We start from the raw sequence: 15,471 nt of genomic DNA on the forward strand, positions 1-15,471 counted from the left end.
GTATCACGGTGTAAATTTAGTCCTCTAGCAGCCTCTATTACTGATTTCTCCCCATCTATTATCTGAAGTACAGCTTTTAACTTAGTTTCGACACTTGTATGTTTTCTTGTCATTTTGTATGTCCCCCCAATAATGTAGATATGTCGTATCTTTATCTATCCTATATGTCCATTATAAGGGGGGCAACCACAGTCACCACCCGAATTTTGTCGAAAGGTAGTAGACAAATAGAATGTTTGGAAAAGCTCTGTGGGGCTTCTTTTTTGAGTTTTTTAGAAATTTTGAAGGGTTTTGTAACTTTATGACGAATAGTTAAGTTTGAATAGCTCCTATTTCTTCTTCGAAAATCTACTTTTCAATTCCTACATGTATGATCTTAATTACTTTAAACATTTCTTATTTACACATTAATTTTTCAGAGGTTTTATCAATTGTATTAGCAAAAGGAGGTTTTTTGTTTGACTGTAAAAGTCTCTCGTATTGGTCTAAAAGGTTTGGAAGGCTACTGGGTGAAGGTAGAGGTGCAAATTTCGCCTGGGACGGAATCGATGGTCATTGTCGGTTTGCCAGATACATCAGTAAAGGAATCGAAAGAAAGAGTGTTATCTGCTATTCGTACTCTACATTGTGATGTAACGGATCAAAAGATTGTTGTCAATTTGTCGCCGTCTGAACAAAAGAAAAATGGTCCAATATTTGATTTAGCGATTGCAATAGGGGTGTTAAAGGAATCAAACTTATTAAAGGATGCAATTCCTGAAAAAGTGGCTTTTATTGGTGTTCTGTCGCTAGATGGTTCAATTGAGACAGTTGAAGGCTTACTTCCTGCTCTTATAGCAGCCAAGGATCTAGGGTTCAAGAAAGTATATCTTCCATTTGATCCTTTTATTCCCCTTGATATGCTGGAGGGGCTAGATTGCATTATTGTTCGGCATTTATCTGATGTTTTACATGATTTGTCCGGACAAGCATCTCTCCTGTTAACTCCTAACACACATAAAACTTATCAAGCTTCTTCTGCCTATGAATTTCAAAAAGATTTCTCTCATATTATCGGTCACTAGCAAGCAAAATACGCATTAGAAGTAGCGGCTGCCGGTGGTCACAATGTGTTAATGAGTGGTCCTCCAGTTGTGGTAAAAGTCTGCTTGCCGAAACGTTTCCTTCCGTCCTTCCACCATTGACAAAAAAAGCACAGTTGGAAGTTATTAGCTTATATCAACTTGCTAGAGAAAAACAAGTAGCCCCACAAATAGCTCCATACAGGCACCCCTATCATTCCGCTTCATCGGTTGCCATCATTGGAGGAGGATCCTATCCGAAACCAGGGGAAATATCATTAGCACATAATGGCGTTTTATTTTTAGACGAAATGGCTGAATTTACAAAAAAGACATTGGATATGCTTCGGCAGCCGATTGAAACGGGAAAAGTTACCATTAGCCGCGCACATTCCACAGTCACTTATCCTGCCTCATTTCTCCTTATTGGCGCAATGAATCCGTCCCCATGTGGCTACTTAGGCTCTAATTCCTACTATTGTACTTGTTCACCCAAACAAATCCAATCTTATAAAAACCGAGTTTCAGGTCCTGTCTATGATCGAATTGATATTCTACTATATTTACTGCCAGGTAATATTGAACAGCAAAAGAAAAAATACGAGAAATCATCTGAAATTAGAAGCAGAGTTGCAAGAGTAAGAGAACTGCTAATATAAACTCTATCAAGAGCAAATATGTAACGCAAAAGTACCCTTCGAGAGATTAACTGAGTCTAGCCCCTTACAAGAAAATCAACTGAAAATGATATCTCAAGTATCAAACAAGCAGCAATGGAGCAACCGTATCCAATTTAAAATCATTCAATTAGCAAGGACGATTTCAGATTTAGCTGGTGACACAGCCATAACCGATGAATCAATTTGGAAAGCGATGACTTTGAGAAGGATGAGTTATGACCAATATCAGTCCGCCGTGAGGGAGAGATAATGGCAAGAAGACAAAGAATCTGGATTCCAAATCGTTTCTACCATATTGTTTGCCGCGGCAAGCGTAGAGATCCTCTATTCAGAAATACTACGGATTTCTCCGCATTTTTCCTCATCCTTCAACAGCTATATGAAAAAATTCCAATTGAAATAGCAGCCTATTTGTTTAATGACCAATCACTTCCACCTTCAACTGCGTTCAAAGGAAGTGCCAATCTCTAAAGTGATGTCATTGATAAATAAGCGATATGCAAACTATTATAATACCCGTTATCGCTTAACCGGACATGTTTTTGAAAAACGATTTTTTGATAATATCATTGAGGGGATGATTGAAGTGAGTCGCTATATCCATCTCAACCCAATTGAAGCGAAGATGGTAAAGAAACCAGAACATTATCCATGAAGTAGCTTTCATCGTTTCCAATACCCAAATGCGATTCAACAAAGCTATATGGATATTCATCATATTCTTGACTATTATTGTGGCTCGATAGAAGAAAAAAGAGAAAGATACTGTCGAGGAATTGAAGAATACTTAACGAATTAGGTAGTAGATTCAAGAGAATTAAATACAAAAAGGAAAGCCAAGTGATTTTTTTCTTACACAGAGCTTTCCTTTTTATTTTTTTTGGAAATTGAAAGACTGCTTTAATCCTTATGAAACAAACCTGTGAAACAAGATTATTCGGGGAGTGACAGGCACCAACTCACGAGAGTTCGTGAAACAAGAAAATCGGGTGCAAGCTTCCTAAATCCCTTTCTTAATTCCCGCTATTATTGTATTTCCAGCATCATCTCTAATCGTTGCTCTATTGCTTGTTTCGATTGAAATACTTCCTGATTTAAATAACTCACTATCATTTACAGGAGAAATAATAATTTCCCTTTTGTTGCTAGAGTTGCTCTCTACGCTATATTCACTTCCTGTAACTGAGTTATTATCAATCGTAATATTAAAACTAGTTTTCCCGCTATCTAAAAGCTGAATGTTCTCTGAGAATGTAAGCTTAATATTACTACCTACAAGTACAGCAGACTCGAGCTCAGGCTCCTTATTTTCTTTAATAGTAATTGAAAGTGAGGTATTGGCCATTACATTTCCAGAAGGATCCTTTACACTAGTAACTGTAATTGTGTATGTTCCTGATTTTTCAATATGACCTTCAGGTAAGGTAATCGTGACGAGTTTTTTGTCACTGCTGATGTCAAACTGGGTATCAGCAGGTAACGAAATATTATTTAATTGGTAATTTGAATATAAAGTCGCTGACTCCTCTGTTACTGGCTCATTAAATGAGACTTTGAATTGACCATTTACCGATGATGCAAGGATTGTAGCCTTTGGTTTTTCCATATCCTCTCTTTTTGTAATCGAGGTTGTAAACCATTCATTCCCATTTTGAGAGCTCGAATTATCCTTAACTGTTCCTTCTTTAACGTTAAAAGTATAATCTCCATCAGGCAGATTTTTTGCATCAATGATCATTTTGTTGTCACTGTTCGCTTTTAGTTTTGCTGCAAATGTCTTTCCATCTGGACCATAAGCAGTAATGTTCGTTGCTAAAGGTGTCCCTGTTTTTAGCGGTTTGTCGAAAAATATATGAAACTCATTTGCTTTATTATCATAGACTGCACGAGTAAACTTAAGAGGTGCTACATCTTTCGTCAAGTTTACTGTATTGTCAGTTGTCCGCCCAACATTATTAGCTAGGTCCTTATAATCTTTCACTTGTACATTCAATCGAACAGAGCTCTCGTTTGTCCCATAAACCGAAATCGGTAGTTCGATTTCAAATTTTGTTTTATTCCCTGAAATGTCTTTAACAGATGTAGGGCGAATGGTTGTGTTGCCTTTTGTAATAACAAAATTGCTAGCGGTAAGGTCAATAAGAGTTTCGTTAAATTCAATAGTGAACGTTCTCTCACCTTTAGTTTGTACACTTCTTACTATTGGGAGCGAAGTATCTGCTAAAGAGTTATAGTGAAATGTGCCACTATACGTATTCATCGTATTTGGTGAGTTGACGACTAAATCTCTAGCACCAGTAACTACGATAGAATAGTTCTTTCCTTTTTGTAAACCTAGGCGATCAAGTTCAGCTTTTGGAATAACAGCCGTATCCGTATCATCATAAAGTGTATTAATACTAGCTGTTTTTCCATTGAGAGTAACATTTATCGGTGAGTTTGCATCAATCATCTCTGAGAATTTTATCTCAAGATTTCCTTTCGAATCAGTCGTTACAAATGTAACGGTCGGCTTTACATTGTCAGCAAAAGTAAAGGAAGTGACATAATCATTCGTGCTTAATGTTACATAGTCAGCAGTTTGAATATTCTTCTTCACTGTTACTGTATAGGCTGAATTTGTGTAAAGTGGTTCATATAACTCGATTAGTGCAGATTTTTTATCATCTGCCAGCTTAACGCTTTTTATCGTTCTGCCAGAAACCGAGTAATTAGAAGTGTTTTCTGCTCCGTTTGTTCCACTTCCAGTTAGCATGGCTTTGTTAAATTCAACCTTTATCCGCTTTGGTTCGGCAGCACTAACTTTTACAACCTTAGGCGTAAAATTTGTTTCAATTTTACTTAAGCGATCAGTTAATTCCTTTTTGATAACAGCATTGTCTACATACTTTAAGTATTTTTTCGCTTCTGCGATATGTTTTTCAGCTGTACTGGAATTATTAGCGGACAGTGCTTTTGTAGTTAAGTCAATTTCGATTTTCACAGTAACTGGATACATTGCCTGATCACGAACTTTTTCGGCGGCTTGCTTATATTGAGAACGAATAAGGTCACGTGTTGATTGTCCGTAAACACGATCGAGAAGGATCGCTTGCTTGCGAATCTCTGTTGAAAGCTCATGATAGGCTTTTTCTGTTTGATCATTGATTGTATTTTGATCCAGCAGATAAGCTAATGTCTGTTGTTTTTCTTTAATCTTTTCCCCAGCAGTAATCGCATCGATATAACGCATTGTGCGATCAATATGGAGCTTTACCTCTGCATCGAGCTGAGCCATATATTTATTCTTTTGGGCTGCAGGTAGAGTATTAACCGCTTTAACAGCATTGTTGTATGCTGCTTTGGCATTGTTATAAGCAGCCCACGGACGTGTTTTGCCATCAGCTGTTCCTTCGATAGAAATGGCCCATTTTAATACAGTACCAGCATCTTTAGCTGTTTGGACAAGCTTCTCAACCTGGTTGACTGTTGCAGCTTTAGCATCAGTTGATACCGTTGATACAAAAGCTGAAGCTGCAATGACAGAAGCGCTAATGACTTTTATCGCTTTTTTATTTTTCATGAATAAACCCCCTGATATGAAATAAGTGGAATATGTGGGAACATAATGAATTTACCATAATCCTATTGTAAAAGATTATTTAATATAGTGAAATAGATAAGATAATTTTTAGAAAAATATTCATATATTAATAGAATTTACTATTTATTACATTACTAACGCCCTATGTAGGTAAATATCTGTAGGGCTTTTTTTTTATTTTTATTGAAATTATGTGGTTTTGAGGAAAAACATTCCTATTAGAGTAATATTTGTTATAATATAAAAAGAAAGGAGAAGATTGGATGAGAAGAAAGATATTTATGCTGCTAATGATTCTTCCTCTATTCTTGTCACTTGGACAAACAACGGGATTTGCTAAGGACGACAATTATGATGAAATCGTAGATGAAGAAATTTTTGGTGAAGAATTTGTTGATGGAGAAATTGTTGAGAAGGAAACGAATAATGCAACTTTAATTGGCCCACAGGTGTTTCAAACATCTGCTTTAACTGCGGCTGCTGGTAAGGATGATAACGGGAATTCCTATATGTATTTTGTCATGCATGGCACACCGTCTGCTTTAGCGGTTGTTGACTTAAATAGTAATGAGTTAAAGAATACATATACTTTGTCCAATTCTACAAGTGCTTGGGGTCTGGATGTGGATAAGGATGGAACCGTTTGGGTTGGTGGAACAACGGACGGTAATTTGTACAGCTTTAACCCGAATACGGAAGAGTTTCGTGATCATGGGAATAAGCTGACACTGCCAAAGGATACAGCCATTCAAGATATTGATGCAGTGGACGGTGTTGTGTATGGTTCGACAGCATATGGTGGTTCAGTATTCAAATATGATTCTCATACCGATGAACTCGTGAATTTTGGTCAAGTTTTATACAAAAAGGAATTTGCTAAGTCGCTTGCTTATGACGAAGAGAATGATACTTTGTATATAGGGGTCGGGTCAAAGGCTGATTTAGTCAAGTTTGATTTAAAGACAAAGAAGAAAACAGCATTTCTTCCAGATGACTACAAGAATGATAAGTATGTTCGAGATATCCGTTTAATTGGGGACGAGATCTATGCTCGAATGGATCCCTCTAATCGATTAGTTGTTTTTGATAAGGAGACATTAGAGAAGGTTGATGAAGTTGAGTTAAATTCAAGAACCGTTTCTTTAAAGTCACCAAATGAGGATGCGATCTATTTTTCAAAGCAAAACAGTCTATACAAGTATGATTTAACAACGAAAGAACAGATTGATTTACAGGTTCCATTATTAAAGGGAACAGAAATGCTTGCGCTTGATTACGTCGAATTAAATGATCCTAATTATCCAGGCTACACGCTAGTTGGCCTAATCGATAATGCAGGAAATGTATTAAAGTATAACTTAGAAACAGGATTTAACGAGATTACTAAGGTGAACTTACCTCAACAGCCAGTAACCTTGTATACAATGATTCAAGATGAAAAAAGAGAGAATATTTACATTAATGGCTATATGTCTGGCGGATTGGCGATTTATAATACAAAAACGAACCAATCTGTTCTTCATCAAGATATTAGCCAAATTGAGTCCATGACAATCATAGGGGATAAGCTTTACATTGGTGCCTATCCGAAATCTCGTGTGTTAGAGCTTGATTTAACGCAGCCATGGAGTTCGACGAATCCAAGAGAGCTTATGCGACTAGGTGATTATGGTCAAGAACGTTCTACTGCGATTACAGCTGTTCCTAAGCTAAATAAAGTGTTTGTTGGAACTTACCCTGAAACAAGCATGGGCGGCGGTGCGTTAGCCGTTTATGATTTGAAGGAGAATAAACAAGAGGTTTATGAGAACTATATTTACAACCAAAGCCTTGTTTCCTTCTTACATCAGGATGAATATATTTATGGTGGCACTTCCATTCATGCAAATTATCAGGTAAATGAACGTGGAGCAAGATTTTTCCGATTTAGACCTGACTATCCGGAAGAGAAAGAGTATATTCATTTGCCTTTCCAAGCAAGTATGATTACAAGTCTAATCGCTGATAAGCAAGGAACCATTTGGGGAATGGCCGATGGAACACTTTTCTCCTATAATCCTAAGACAAAGGAAATTAGATCGCAGCAGATTTTAGAATTAATCTCAGGCCGCTTCCGTAATGCAAAGATCATTGAAGGTATTGACGGAAATATTTACGGAACTGTGGAAGGAAAAATGTTTAAAGCAGATCCGAAGACAATGGAAGTAGAGATTCTGTTAGAAGAAGGTGCTTACGAAATTGCACAAGATTCGGAAGGGAATCTATATTTCCGAAATCAAGCAGACCTTTGGAAATATACAATGAAAGAATAATAAAAAACAGCCTACAATTTTTTGTAGGTTGTTTTTTTGTCCCATATATTATAGTAGGAACTCGACTTGGGCTTCAAAAAATATCCTTTATATCCAATATAATAATAGATTGGTATATTTTAAGCATTTAACTAAATTTCAATATAAATGGATATCAATTAACTAAAAGACTATTTTAATTTAATGAACCAGCTATTGCTATTAAACTGCGAATAAATCTAAATGCTGTGATAAAATCATCTGTTTCAAAGCGATGGGTTATAGGATTTACCCTTTCGACAATTGGCAAAATTGAGGCTGCATCCGCTAAACCTGAATGGAGATAGGTGATTTCAACAAGAAAAGGTCCTTGCATGGATAAAGGTTGGATTTTCTGGATGCTTGATAGGGCTGAAATTGTTTTATCTTTTATCAGGTTTTGTGCACTTTGAGGACTTAGATTTCGTGCAGATTGCCGATTAATAGTGCGCTTGACAATTGCTGTTTCAATTCCTTGCACGATTTCTTGAGCTTCAGCAGCTGCATGCTGGCAACCTGTAACTAAAACGACTGGCACACCAAAACAACCAGATATACCGGCGTTTAGCGCGAATTCCCCCATGTCCCTTTGGTTAATTTTTATATTTTGAATGACTCCTCCGTGAAAAGTATGGTTCAAAACACCGTCATTTCCCATTCTAGAGTGATATCCTAAAAAAATGGCTGCATCGAATTCATGATTAATCCCTTCCATCATGGCAAATATTTTTGGAGAACCCGTTATATATTCGGCTTTTGGATGAATAGATTCTGGGATTAAATTTCGCATCGTACCGTGAGAATCATTTACGACAATTTCAGTAGCACCACAAGATAAAGCTCCTTCTATACATGCATTTACCTCATCTGTCATTAACATTCTAGCTCGGTCATGTTCTCTTCCGTCTCTAGCAGTATGCTCACGGTGAACTACGCCAGCAACCCCTTCTATGTCCGCAGATATAAAAATTTTCAATTTCGTCCCCCCTATTAAAACCTGTTTTAATTAGAGCATGCTATATTCATTAATTCTATAAGGGTTAATTAAAAACCTTTTTTAAAAAAATAGGTTGAAATGGGTTTTTGTTTGTAATATAATATGACAAAAGATTCTGAAAATATAAAAATGTCAAAAGAGGTGCAAAATATGGTTCCAACCAAACTGGTAGATGTATACCGTGGCAGAAGAGTAGAAAGCTCGCATTATGGACATGTAGCTGTAGTTAATGCAGAGGGACAGTTATTATATTCAGCTGGGGATCCTTATAGGGTAACTTATGCCCGATCTGCGGTTAAGCCTATTCAAACCATACCGGTAGTCGAAACAGGTGCTGCAGACTATTATGAGTTAAGCAATCCGGATCTATCACTATGTTGTGCGTCACATAGCGGAGAAGCACAACATACAGACAGAGTTTTAGCAATTCTTAAAAGAGCTGGGATTGAAGACGTTGCTTTACAGTGTGGCACACATATTCCACATGCACAAGATACATATAAGTCTTTAATTGCTGCGGGCAAGGACTTAACTCCTTTATATAACAATTGCTCGGGCAAGCATTCAGGTATGTTAGTAACCGCTAAATTTATGGGAGAAACGTTAGAAGATTACTATTTACCAGACCATCCAGTACAACAAAGAATTTTGAAAGCAATTTCTGAGGTAACTGATTTTCCGATGGAGAAAATTGAAATGGGAACAGATGGATGTGGGGTACCAGTACATGCACTGCCACTTGAAAGATTGGCTTATGGATTTGCTAGAATGGCTGATCCTAAATCTTTGGGAGAAGAGAGAGCAAAGGTTGTTAATAGAATAACGACAGCTATGATGGAGTTCCCGGAGATGGTTGGAGGGACAGGAAGATTTTGTACTGACTTTATGAAATCCTCTAATGGACGATTATTTGGCAAGGCAGGAGCTGAAGGCGTCTATTTAATTGGAGATAGAGAGACTGGAATTGGAATAGCCATCAAGATAGAAGATGGAAATGGACGAGCAGCGTATCCAACAGCACTTAAGACATTAAAGCAAATTGGCCTAATAGAAGAAGAGCAGATTAATAGTTTAATGCATCATTACCGGCCGGCTCTAAAAAATGCCCGCCAAGAAAATATAGGCGAATTGGTTCCATCATTTACGTTACAAAAGTGCTCTAGCGCCATTGTAAATAAAAATTAATAAGGGGGAAACAAAATGTTTAAAAGAAAGTATTTAGCAACCTTTTTAACTAGTTTATTAGCTGTAATGCTTGTAATTTCTGGTTGTTCTGGACAGTCAAGTACAGAAACGAACCAGAAAAAAGCCACAGATGATAAACAGGATCAACCAATTGCGAAAAAAGAAGGGAATTCCATAACAATTGCTATCAAAGATAACCTCATAAGTATGGATCCCCAGGACACGAATGACACTCTATCAGGTTCTATCCAATCAACAATGTTAGAAGGGCTAGTTGGTTTTGACAAGGACATGAAAATGATCCCTGTTTTAGCAGAAAGCTATGAAGCTAGCGAAGACGCGAAGGTATTTATTTTCAAATTAAGAGAAGGGGTTAAGTTCCACGACGGTACACCTTTCAACGCTGAAGCTGTAAAAGTAAACATTGACCGAGTTTCCAATCCAGATAACAAATTAAAACGCTACAGCATGTTTGAACTTGTAGAAAAGACTGAGGCAGTAGATGAGTACACAGTTAAAGTTACATTAAAAGAACCATTTGGAGCTATGTTAAATAACTTCGCTCACCCTGCAGCAAGGATTGTTAGTCCAGAGGCAATAAAGAAATATGGAAAAGACATTGCCATGCATCCAGTTGGTACCGGGCCATTTAAATTTCTTGAGTGGGATCAAAGTGACCATTTAACTGTTGAAAAGAATCCGGAATACTGGCAAGAAGGCTTACCAAAGGTTGATGGTATTAAATTTAAGCCTGTACCTGAAAATGGTGCGCGTGTAGCAATGCTACAAACAGGAGAAGCCGATTTCATTTATCCTATACCTACTGAGCAGGCAGAATCAATAAATGGAAAAGACGGTATTGTGGTTGAAAATAGACCTTCTATTGTAGCTCGTTATATGGCAATCAATACAACTAAGAAACCATTTGACAATGTTAAAGTACGCCAGGCAATAAACTACGCAATTAATAAGGAAGCATTCTTAAAGGTAGTATACAGGGGCTATGGAAGTGAAATGGACTCCATTATCCCAGAAGGACTTCAATTTTATTCTAAACAAACACCATATCCATATGACCCTGAAAAAGCAAAGGAATTGTTAAAAGAGGCAGGATATGAAAAAGGATTTGAAACAACTGTATGGGGTGGAAACAACTCAGATGCTATTAAGGCAATGGAGTTTATACAGCAACAATTAGGACTAGTTGGCATCAAAGTAAACGTTATACCAATGGAGTCAGGTACGCTCTCTGATAAAATTTGGTCTGTTCAAAATGAAGAAGATGCAGAAGTAGAGCTTTACTATGGAGGCTGGTCTTCTTCAACGGGAGATGCAGATTGGGGAATTCGCCCATTGTTAGCTGGTGGTTCAATCCCTCCTAAATCATATAACGTTGCCTATTACCAAAATGAAAAGGCAGACCAATTAATTAATGCGGCTCTGCAAACAGCAGATCCAGAAAAGCGTAAAGCAGCTTATGCAGAAGTACAGGAAATGATTTGGGAAGATGCGCCTTGGGCATTCCTAGTTGTAGAAGATACAATGGCGGGGATGAAGAATTATCTTCACGGAGTTTACTTGCTTCCTGATGGGTCTATGAGTGCAAGAGAGGCTGAAATTAAATAATAAGGAAATTGAAGATGAGCGCTAATGTTAAATTAGCGCTCGTTACATCTTAAATAAAAGAGGAAGAGAAGGAGACGGGTGTTATGTTTCGTTATATAGTTAGACGGTTGTTGGGTATAGTCCCTACTCTTTTAATAGTTTCTATTTTCATATTTCTGTTTGTCCATATGATACCTGGAGATCCAGCGAGGCTTGTGGCAGGACCAGATGCAAGTTATCAAGATGTAGAGCTTGTGCGTCAGGAATTAGGATTAGATAAACCACTTGTATCACAATACTTCACCTATATAAGCAACTTGGCTCAGGCTGATTTAGGTACATCCATGAAAACAAAGCGACCTGTTTTTGATGAAATTGCAGCTAGATTTATGCCTACATTTTGGTTAACCGTTTGGAGTATGGCTTGGGCTATTGTATTCGGTCTTTTAATAGGTGTCATCTCAGCTACCAAACGAAATAAATGGCAAGATTATACTGGTATGTTTAGTGCTGTATCTGGAATTTCATTACCATCCTTTTGGCTTGGTTTAATGCTAATACAACTATTTTCTGTCCAGTTAGGCTGGTTTCCGACCGGGGGTAATGAATCTTGGACAGGATATATATTGCCTTCGATTACTCTAGGTGCGGGAGTAGCTGCTGTTATCGCACGTTTTACACGTTCTTCTCTAATGGATATTTTAAGAGAAGACTATATTCGTACCGGAAGAGCAAAAGGTTTAAAGGAAAATGTAGTAGTGTGGAAGCATGCTTTAAAGAATGCGATGATCCCTGTTGTTACGATGACAGGATTACAGTTCGGATTTTTACTAGGCGGATCAATCGTTGTAGAGACTGTATTCAGTTGGCCAGGCTTGGGACGGTTATTAATTGATTCTGTATCGTTCCGTGACTACCCAGTGATACAAGCAGAAATGCTGCTATTTGCTTTAGAGTTTATTTTGATAAATCTAATTGTTGACATCTTGTATGGTGTAATGAATCCGCAGATTCGTTATGAGTAGTGAAAGGGGGAAGGGAATTGGAAAACGGTACTGTAATTGTCCAATCGGAAGATCAGGTTATTCAACATGAAGCAGAAAATGTGCGGACCCCATTATTGGAGTTTTGGAGGAAATTTAAAAAACAGCGAATGGCCATGATTGCGTCATCCTTTATTTTATTGCTTTTTGTTGTTGCTCTTATAGGCCCCTTTATTGCACCTTATTCGGCAGTTGAGCCAGACTATAATAATATTTTGAGCCCTCCATCAATGGAGCATTTGGCAGGAACAGATGCTTTTGGAAGAGATATCTTTAGCCGTATTATCGAAGGAACTAGAATTTCTCTATTTGTAGGATTAAGCTCTGTGTTTGTGGGAGCTGTTGTTGGAACGGTCTTAGGATTAATTAGTGGTTTTTACGGTGGACGGTTAGATAGTATAATCATGCGATTTTGTGATGTTTTATTCGCTTTTCCTGGAATCTTACTTGCAATTGGAATTATTGCCATTTTAGGACCGGGTTTAGGAAATGTTATTATCGCTGTTGCCATTTTTGGTATTCCAACATTTGCCCGGATTGTTCGAAGCAGCACCCTTGCAATTAAAGCGACAGTTTATGTGGAATCAGCAAGGTCCATTGGGGCACCAGCTAAACGCATCATATGGAAGCATATTTTCCCGGGGACCATATCAAGTATAATTGTGTATTTTACTATGCGAATTGGAACCTCAATTTTGACAGCTGCTAGTCTTAGTTTTTTAGGATTGGGTGCACAGCCTCCATCACCTGAATGGGGTGCAATGCTTAGCTCTGGAAGGGATTTTCTAAATACGGCACCGCATGTTACTTTTTTTCCAGGACTGGCCATTTTTATTACGGTGCTTGCATTTAATCTATTGGGTGATGGATTACGAGATGCTCTTGATCCTAAGATGAAAGATTAATAGACAGGGAGCGATATTATGAACAACAAGCTATTAGAGATATCGAATTTAAAAACCTTTTTCTTCGTAGACGATGGTCAGGTACCTGCAGTTAATGGGGTAGATCTATATATATACGAAGAAGAGACACTCGGCGTTGTAGGTGAATCCGGTTGCGGGAAAAGTGTAACATCCCTTTCAGTTATGGGTTTACTTGGACACACTCCAGGAAGAATAGTAGATGGTGCTATTCGCTTTAAGGGAAAGGATCTTCTGTCTCTGTCTGAAAAAGAAATGAGAGAGGTTCGCGGTAATGAAATCGCTATGATTTTCCAAGAACCGATGACTTCATTAAACCCCGTTTATACAATTGGAGAGCAAATAGGTGAGGCGGTAAAGCTTCATTTAAAATATGACAAAAAAAAGACGACGGAACATGTAATTAACATGTTAAAGCTAGTAGGTATACCGCGTGCTGAGGAAATTATTAACGAATTTCCACATCAGTTATCTGGCGGTATGAGACAAAGAATCATGATTGCGATGGCAATGTCTTGCAATCCAACGCTTTTAATAGCAGATGAACCGACTACTGCTTTAGACGTGACAATTCAAGCGCAAATTCTAGAGCTTATGAAGAAACTGAAAAAGGAAAAAGGAACCGCCATCATGCTAATTACTCATGATTTGGGAGTTGTAGCTGAAATGTGTGATCGTGTAGTCGTTATGTATGCTGGGAAAGTGGTTGAAGAAGCAGAAGTTATCGAAATCTTTGAAAACCCAAAACATCCATATACTAAGGGGCTGCTTAACTCCATTCCAAAATTAGGTCAAAAAATGAATAGGCTTGATTCCATTCCAGGAAACGTACCTACCCCAGCTAATATGCCTGTTGGCTGTAAATTTGCTCCGCGCTGTTCACAAGTGATGGAAATCTGTAAAGAAGAAGATCCAGATTTGATGCTAGTCGCAAAAGAACATAAATGCCGCTGTTTTCTATATCAGAATGAAATGGCAAGGGAGGCGAAATAAAAATGGGAGAACTGTTGGTAGAAGCTAAAGACTTGAAAAAATACTTTCCCATTAGAAAAGGTTTATTCGGCCAGAAAAAATCATATGTACGGGCCGTGGACGGAGTCTCTTTGTCTATTCAAAAGGGAGAAACATTGGGATTAGTAGGAGAAAGTGGTTGCGGGAAGTCAACAACTGGGCGTATGGTAATGAGATTACTTGCCCCTACAGAAGGCGAAATCTGGTTTAATGGAAAAGATATTAGCAAGTTAAATGATAATCAGTTACGTGAAACAAGAAAAGAGTTGCAGATGATTTTTCAAGATCCATATGCTTCTTTAAATCCTAGGATGACCATTGGAGACTTAATTGGAGAGCCTATAATTGTTCATAACATGATGACGAAAAAAGAGAGGGAAAGAAGAGTTCATGAATTACTAGAGTATGTTGGCCTTACTTCGTATCATGCAAATCGCTATGCGCATGAATTTAGCGGAGGTCAGCGGCAGCGAATAGGTATTGCACGGGCATTAGCCGTAAATCCAAAGCTTATTGTTGCAGATGAACCGGTTTCGGCTTTAGATGTTTCGATTCAATCTCAAGTATTGAACCTCATGCAGGATTTACAAAAGGAATTCGGCCTAACATATCTTTTTATATCTCACGATTTAAGTGTAGTAGAACATATTAGTAACCGAGTAGGTGTCATGTATCTTGGAAGAATTGTTGAACTTGCCCATAAAGAGTCTTTGTATGAGAATCCGTTGCATCCTTACACTAAAGCTCTAATGTCCGCAGTTCCTGTAGCAAATCCGCGTGTAAAAAAGGAACGAATTGTTTTGCAAGGAGATATTCCGAGTCCATCAAACCCTCCAACAGGATGCACCTTCCATCCTCGATGCCAATCTTGTATGGAGATTTGCAAAACGGTAGTTCCTGAACTAAAAGAAATTGAACCTGGCCATTTCACAGCCTGTCATTTATCGCAGATTAACGGGCAGTAAGACCCCCACTTCAAGGATTCGAGTAAAACAATGAAGAGAAAGTGGGAGATCAACAGCCAGTAAAAGCCAGTAAAATGAACACAGACTA

At 37.9% G+C, this 15,471-nt stretch carries 9 protein-coding genes and 2 pseudogenes; 9 read left to right on the top strand and 2 right to left on the bottom strand.

Annotation, left to right across the window (positions count from 1 at the left end; translation table 11 throughout):
- Nucleotides 1–458 precede the first annotated feature (458 nt).
- Nucleotides 459–1,991, top strand: a pseudogene (locus KHA94_RS08085) (YifB family Mg chelatase-like AAA ATPase).
- A pseudogene (locus tag KHA94_RS26635) lies at nt 1,991–2,540 on the top strand (transposase). Before KHA94_RS08085 ends, KHA94_RS26635 begins: the two co-directional pseudogenes overlap by 1 nt.
- 201 nt (nt 2,541–2,741) lie before the next feature.
- On the opposite strand, the gene KHA94_RS08095 reads toward KHA94_RS26635, so the two are convergent.
- Nucleotides 2,742–5,303, bottom strand: a complete 2,562-nt coding sequence (locus KHA94_RS08095) for an Ig-like domain-containing protein (protein ID WP_213101634.1) — start codon at nt 5,301–5,303, stop codon at nt 2,742–2,744.
- A gap of 284 nt (nt 5,304–5,587) precedes the next feature.
- Here KHA94_RS08095 and KHA94_RS08100 point away from each other — a divergent pair, with 284 nt between their 5' ends.
- Nucleotides 5,588–7,636: a WD40 repeat domain-containing protein gene (locus tag KHA94_RS08100; RefSeq protein WP_213101635.1), complete on the top strand. Its 2,049-nt coding sequence runs from the start codon at nt 5,588–5,590 to the stop codon at nt 7,634–7,636.
- 175 nt (nt 7,637–7,811) lie between these two features.
- Here the strand turns inward: KHA94_RS08100 and KHA94_RS08105 are convergent, their stop codons facing one another.
- On the bottom strand, nt 7,812–8,630 hold the full coding sequence (locus KHA94_RS08105; RefSeq protein WP_213101636.1) for a M55 family metallopeptidase: 819 nt from the start codon (nt 8,628–8,630) through the stop codon (nt 7,812–7,814).
- Nucleotides 8,631–8,801: 171 nt separating this feature from the next.
- On the opposite strand from KHA94_RS08105, the gene KHA94_RS08110 reads away from it, so the two are divergent.
- The 6 genes from KHA94_RS08110 to KHA94_RS08135 all read left to right on the top strand — a co-directional run bounded on the left by KHA94_RS08110 (nt 8,802) and on the right by KHA94_RS08135 (nt 15,383).
- Nucleotides 8,802–9,836, top strand: coding sequence for an asparaginase (locus tag KHA94_RS08110; protein WP_213101637.1), 1,035 nt, complete (start codon nt 8,802–8,804; stop codon nt 9,834–9,836).
- Between the two features lie 15 nt (nt 9,837–9,851).
- Nucleotides 9,852–11,462 carry a glutathione ABC transporter substrate-binding protein GsiB gene (gsiB, locus tag KHA94_RS08115; protein ID WP_213101638.1) on the top strand — a complete coding sequence of 537 codons (1,611 nt, stop codon included), beginning with the start codon at nt 9,852–9,854 and terminating at the stop codon, nt 11,460–11,462.
- 83 nt (nt 11,463–11,545) lie between these two features.
- Nucleotides 11,546–12,466, top strand: coding sequence for a glutathione ABC transporter permease GsiC (gene gsiC, locus KHA94_RS08120; protein ID WP_213101639.1), 921 nt, complete (start codon nt 11,546–11,548; stop codon nt 12,464–12,466).
- A 59-nt stretch (nt 12,467–12,525) separates the two neighbouring features.
- Entirely contained in the window at nt 12,526–13,389 is an 864-nt protein-coding gene (locus KHA94_RS08125) for an ABC transporter permease subunit (protein ID WP_338030760.1), read from the top strand.
- Nucleotides 13,390–13,407: 18 nt separating this feature from the next.
- Nucleotides 13,408–14,400 carry an ABC transporter ATP-binding protein gene (locus KHA94_RS08130; protein WP_213101641.1) on the top strand — a complete coding sequence of 331 codons (993 nt, stop codon included), beginning with the start codon at nt 13,408–13,410 and terminating at the stop codon, nt 14,398–14,400.
- Between the two features lie 2 nt (nt 14,401–14,402).
- The gene (locus tag KHA94_RS08135) at nt 14,403–15,383 is read left to right on the top strand and encodes an ABC transporter ATP-binding protein (protein ID WP_213101642.1); all 981 of its coding nucleotides are present in this window, start codon (nt 14,403–14,405) and stop codon (nt 15,381–15,383) included.
- Nucleotides 15,384–15,471 lie beyond the last annotated feature (88 nt).

The organism is Cytobacillus citreus (genome assembly GCF_018343665.1).
Taxonomy (GTDB): Bacteria; Bacillota; Bacilli; order Bacillales; family Cytobacillaceae; genus Cytobacillus; species Cytobacillus citreus.

Coding starts and splice junctions, on each gene's coding strand:
- KHA94_RS08095 (WP_213101634.1), bottom strand. CDS start 5,303: ATGAAAAATAAAAAAGCGATAAAAGTCATTAGCGCTTCTGTCATTGCA.
- KHA94_RS08135 (WP_213101642.1), top strand. CDS start 14,403: ATGGGAGAACTGTTGGTAGAAGCTAAAGACTTGAAAAAATACTTTCCC.
- KHA94_RS08110 (WP_213101637.1), top strand. CDS start 8,802: ATGGTTCCAACCAAACTGGTAGATGTATACCGTGGCAGAAGAGTAGAA.
- KHA94_RS08100 (WP_213101635.1), top strand. CDS start 5,588: ATGAGAAGAAAGATATTTATGCTGCTAATGATTCTTCCTCTATTCTTG.
- gsiB (WP_213101638.1), top strand. CDS start 9,852: ATGTTTAAAAGAAAGTATTTAGCAACCTTTTTAACTAGTTTATTAGCT.
- gsiC (WP_213101639.1), top strand. CDS start 11,546: ATGTTTCGTTATATAGTTAGACGGTTGTTGGGTATAGTCCCTACTCTT.
- KHA94_RS08130 (WP_213101641.1), top strand. CDS start 13,408: ATGAACAACAAGCTATTAGAGATATCGAATTTAAAAACCTTTTTCTTC.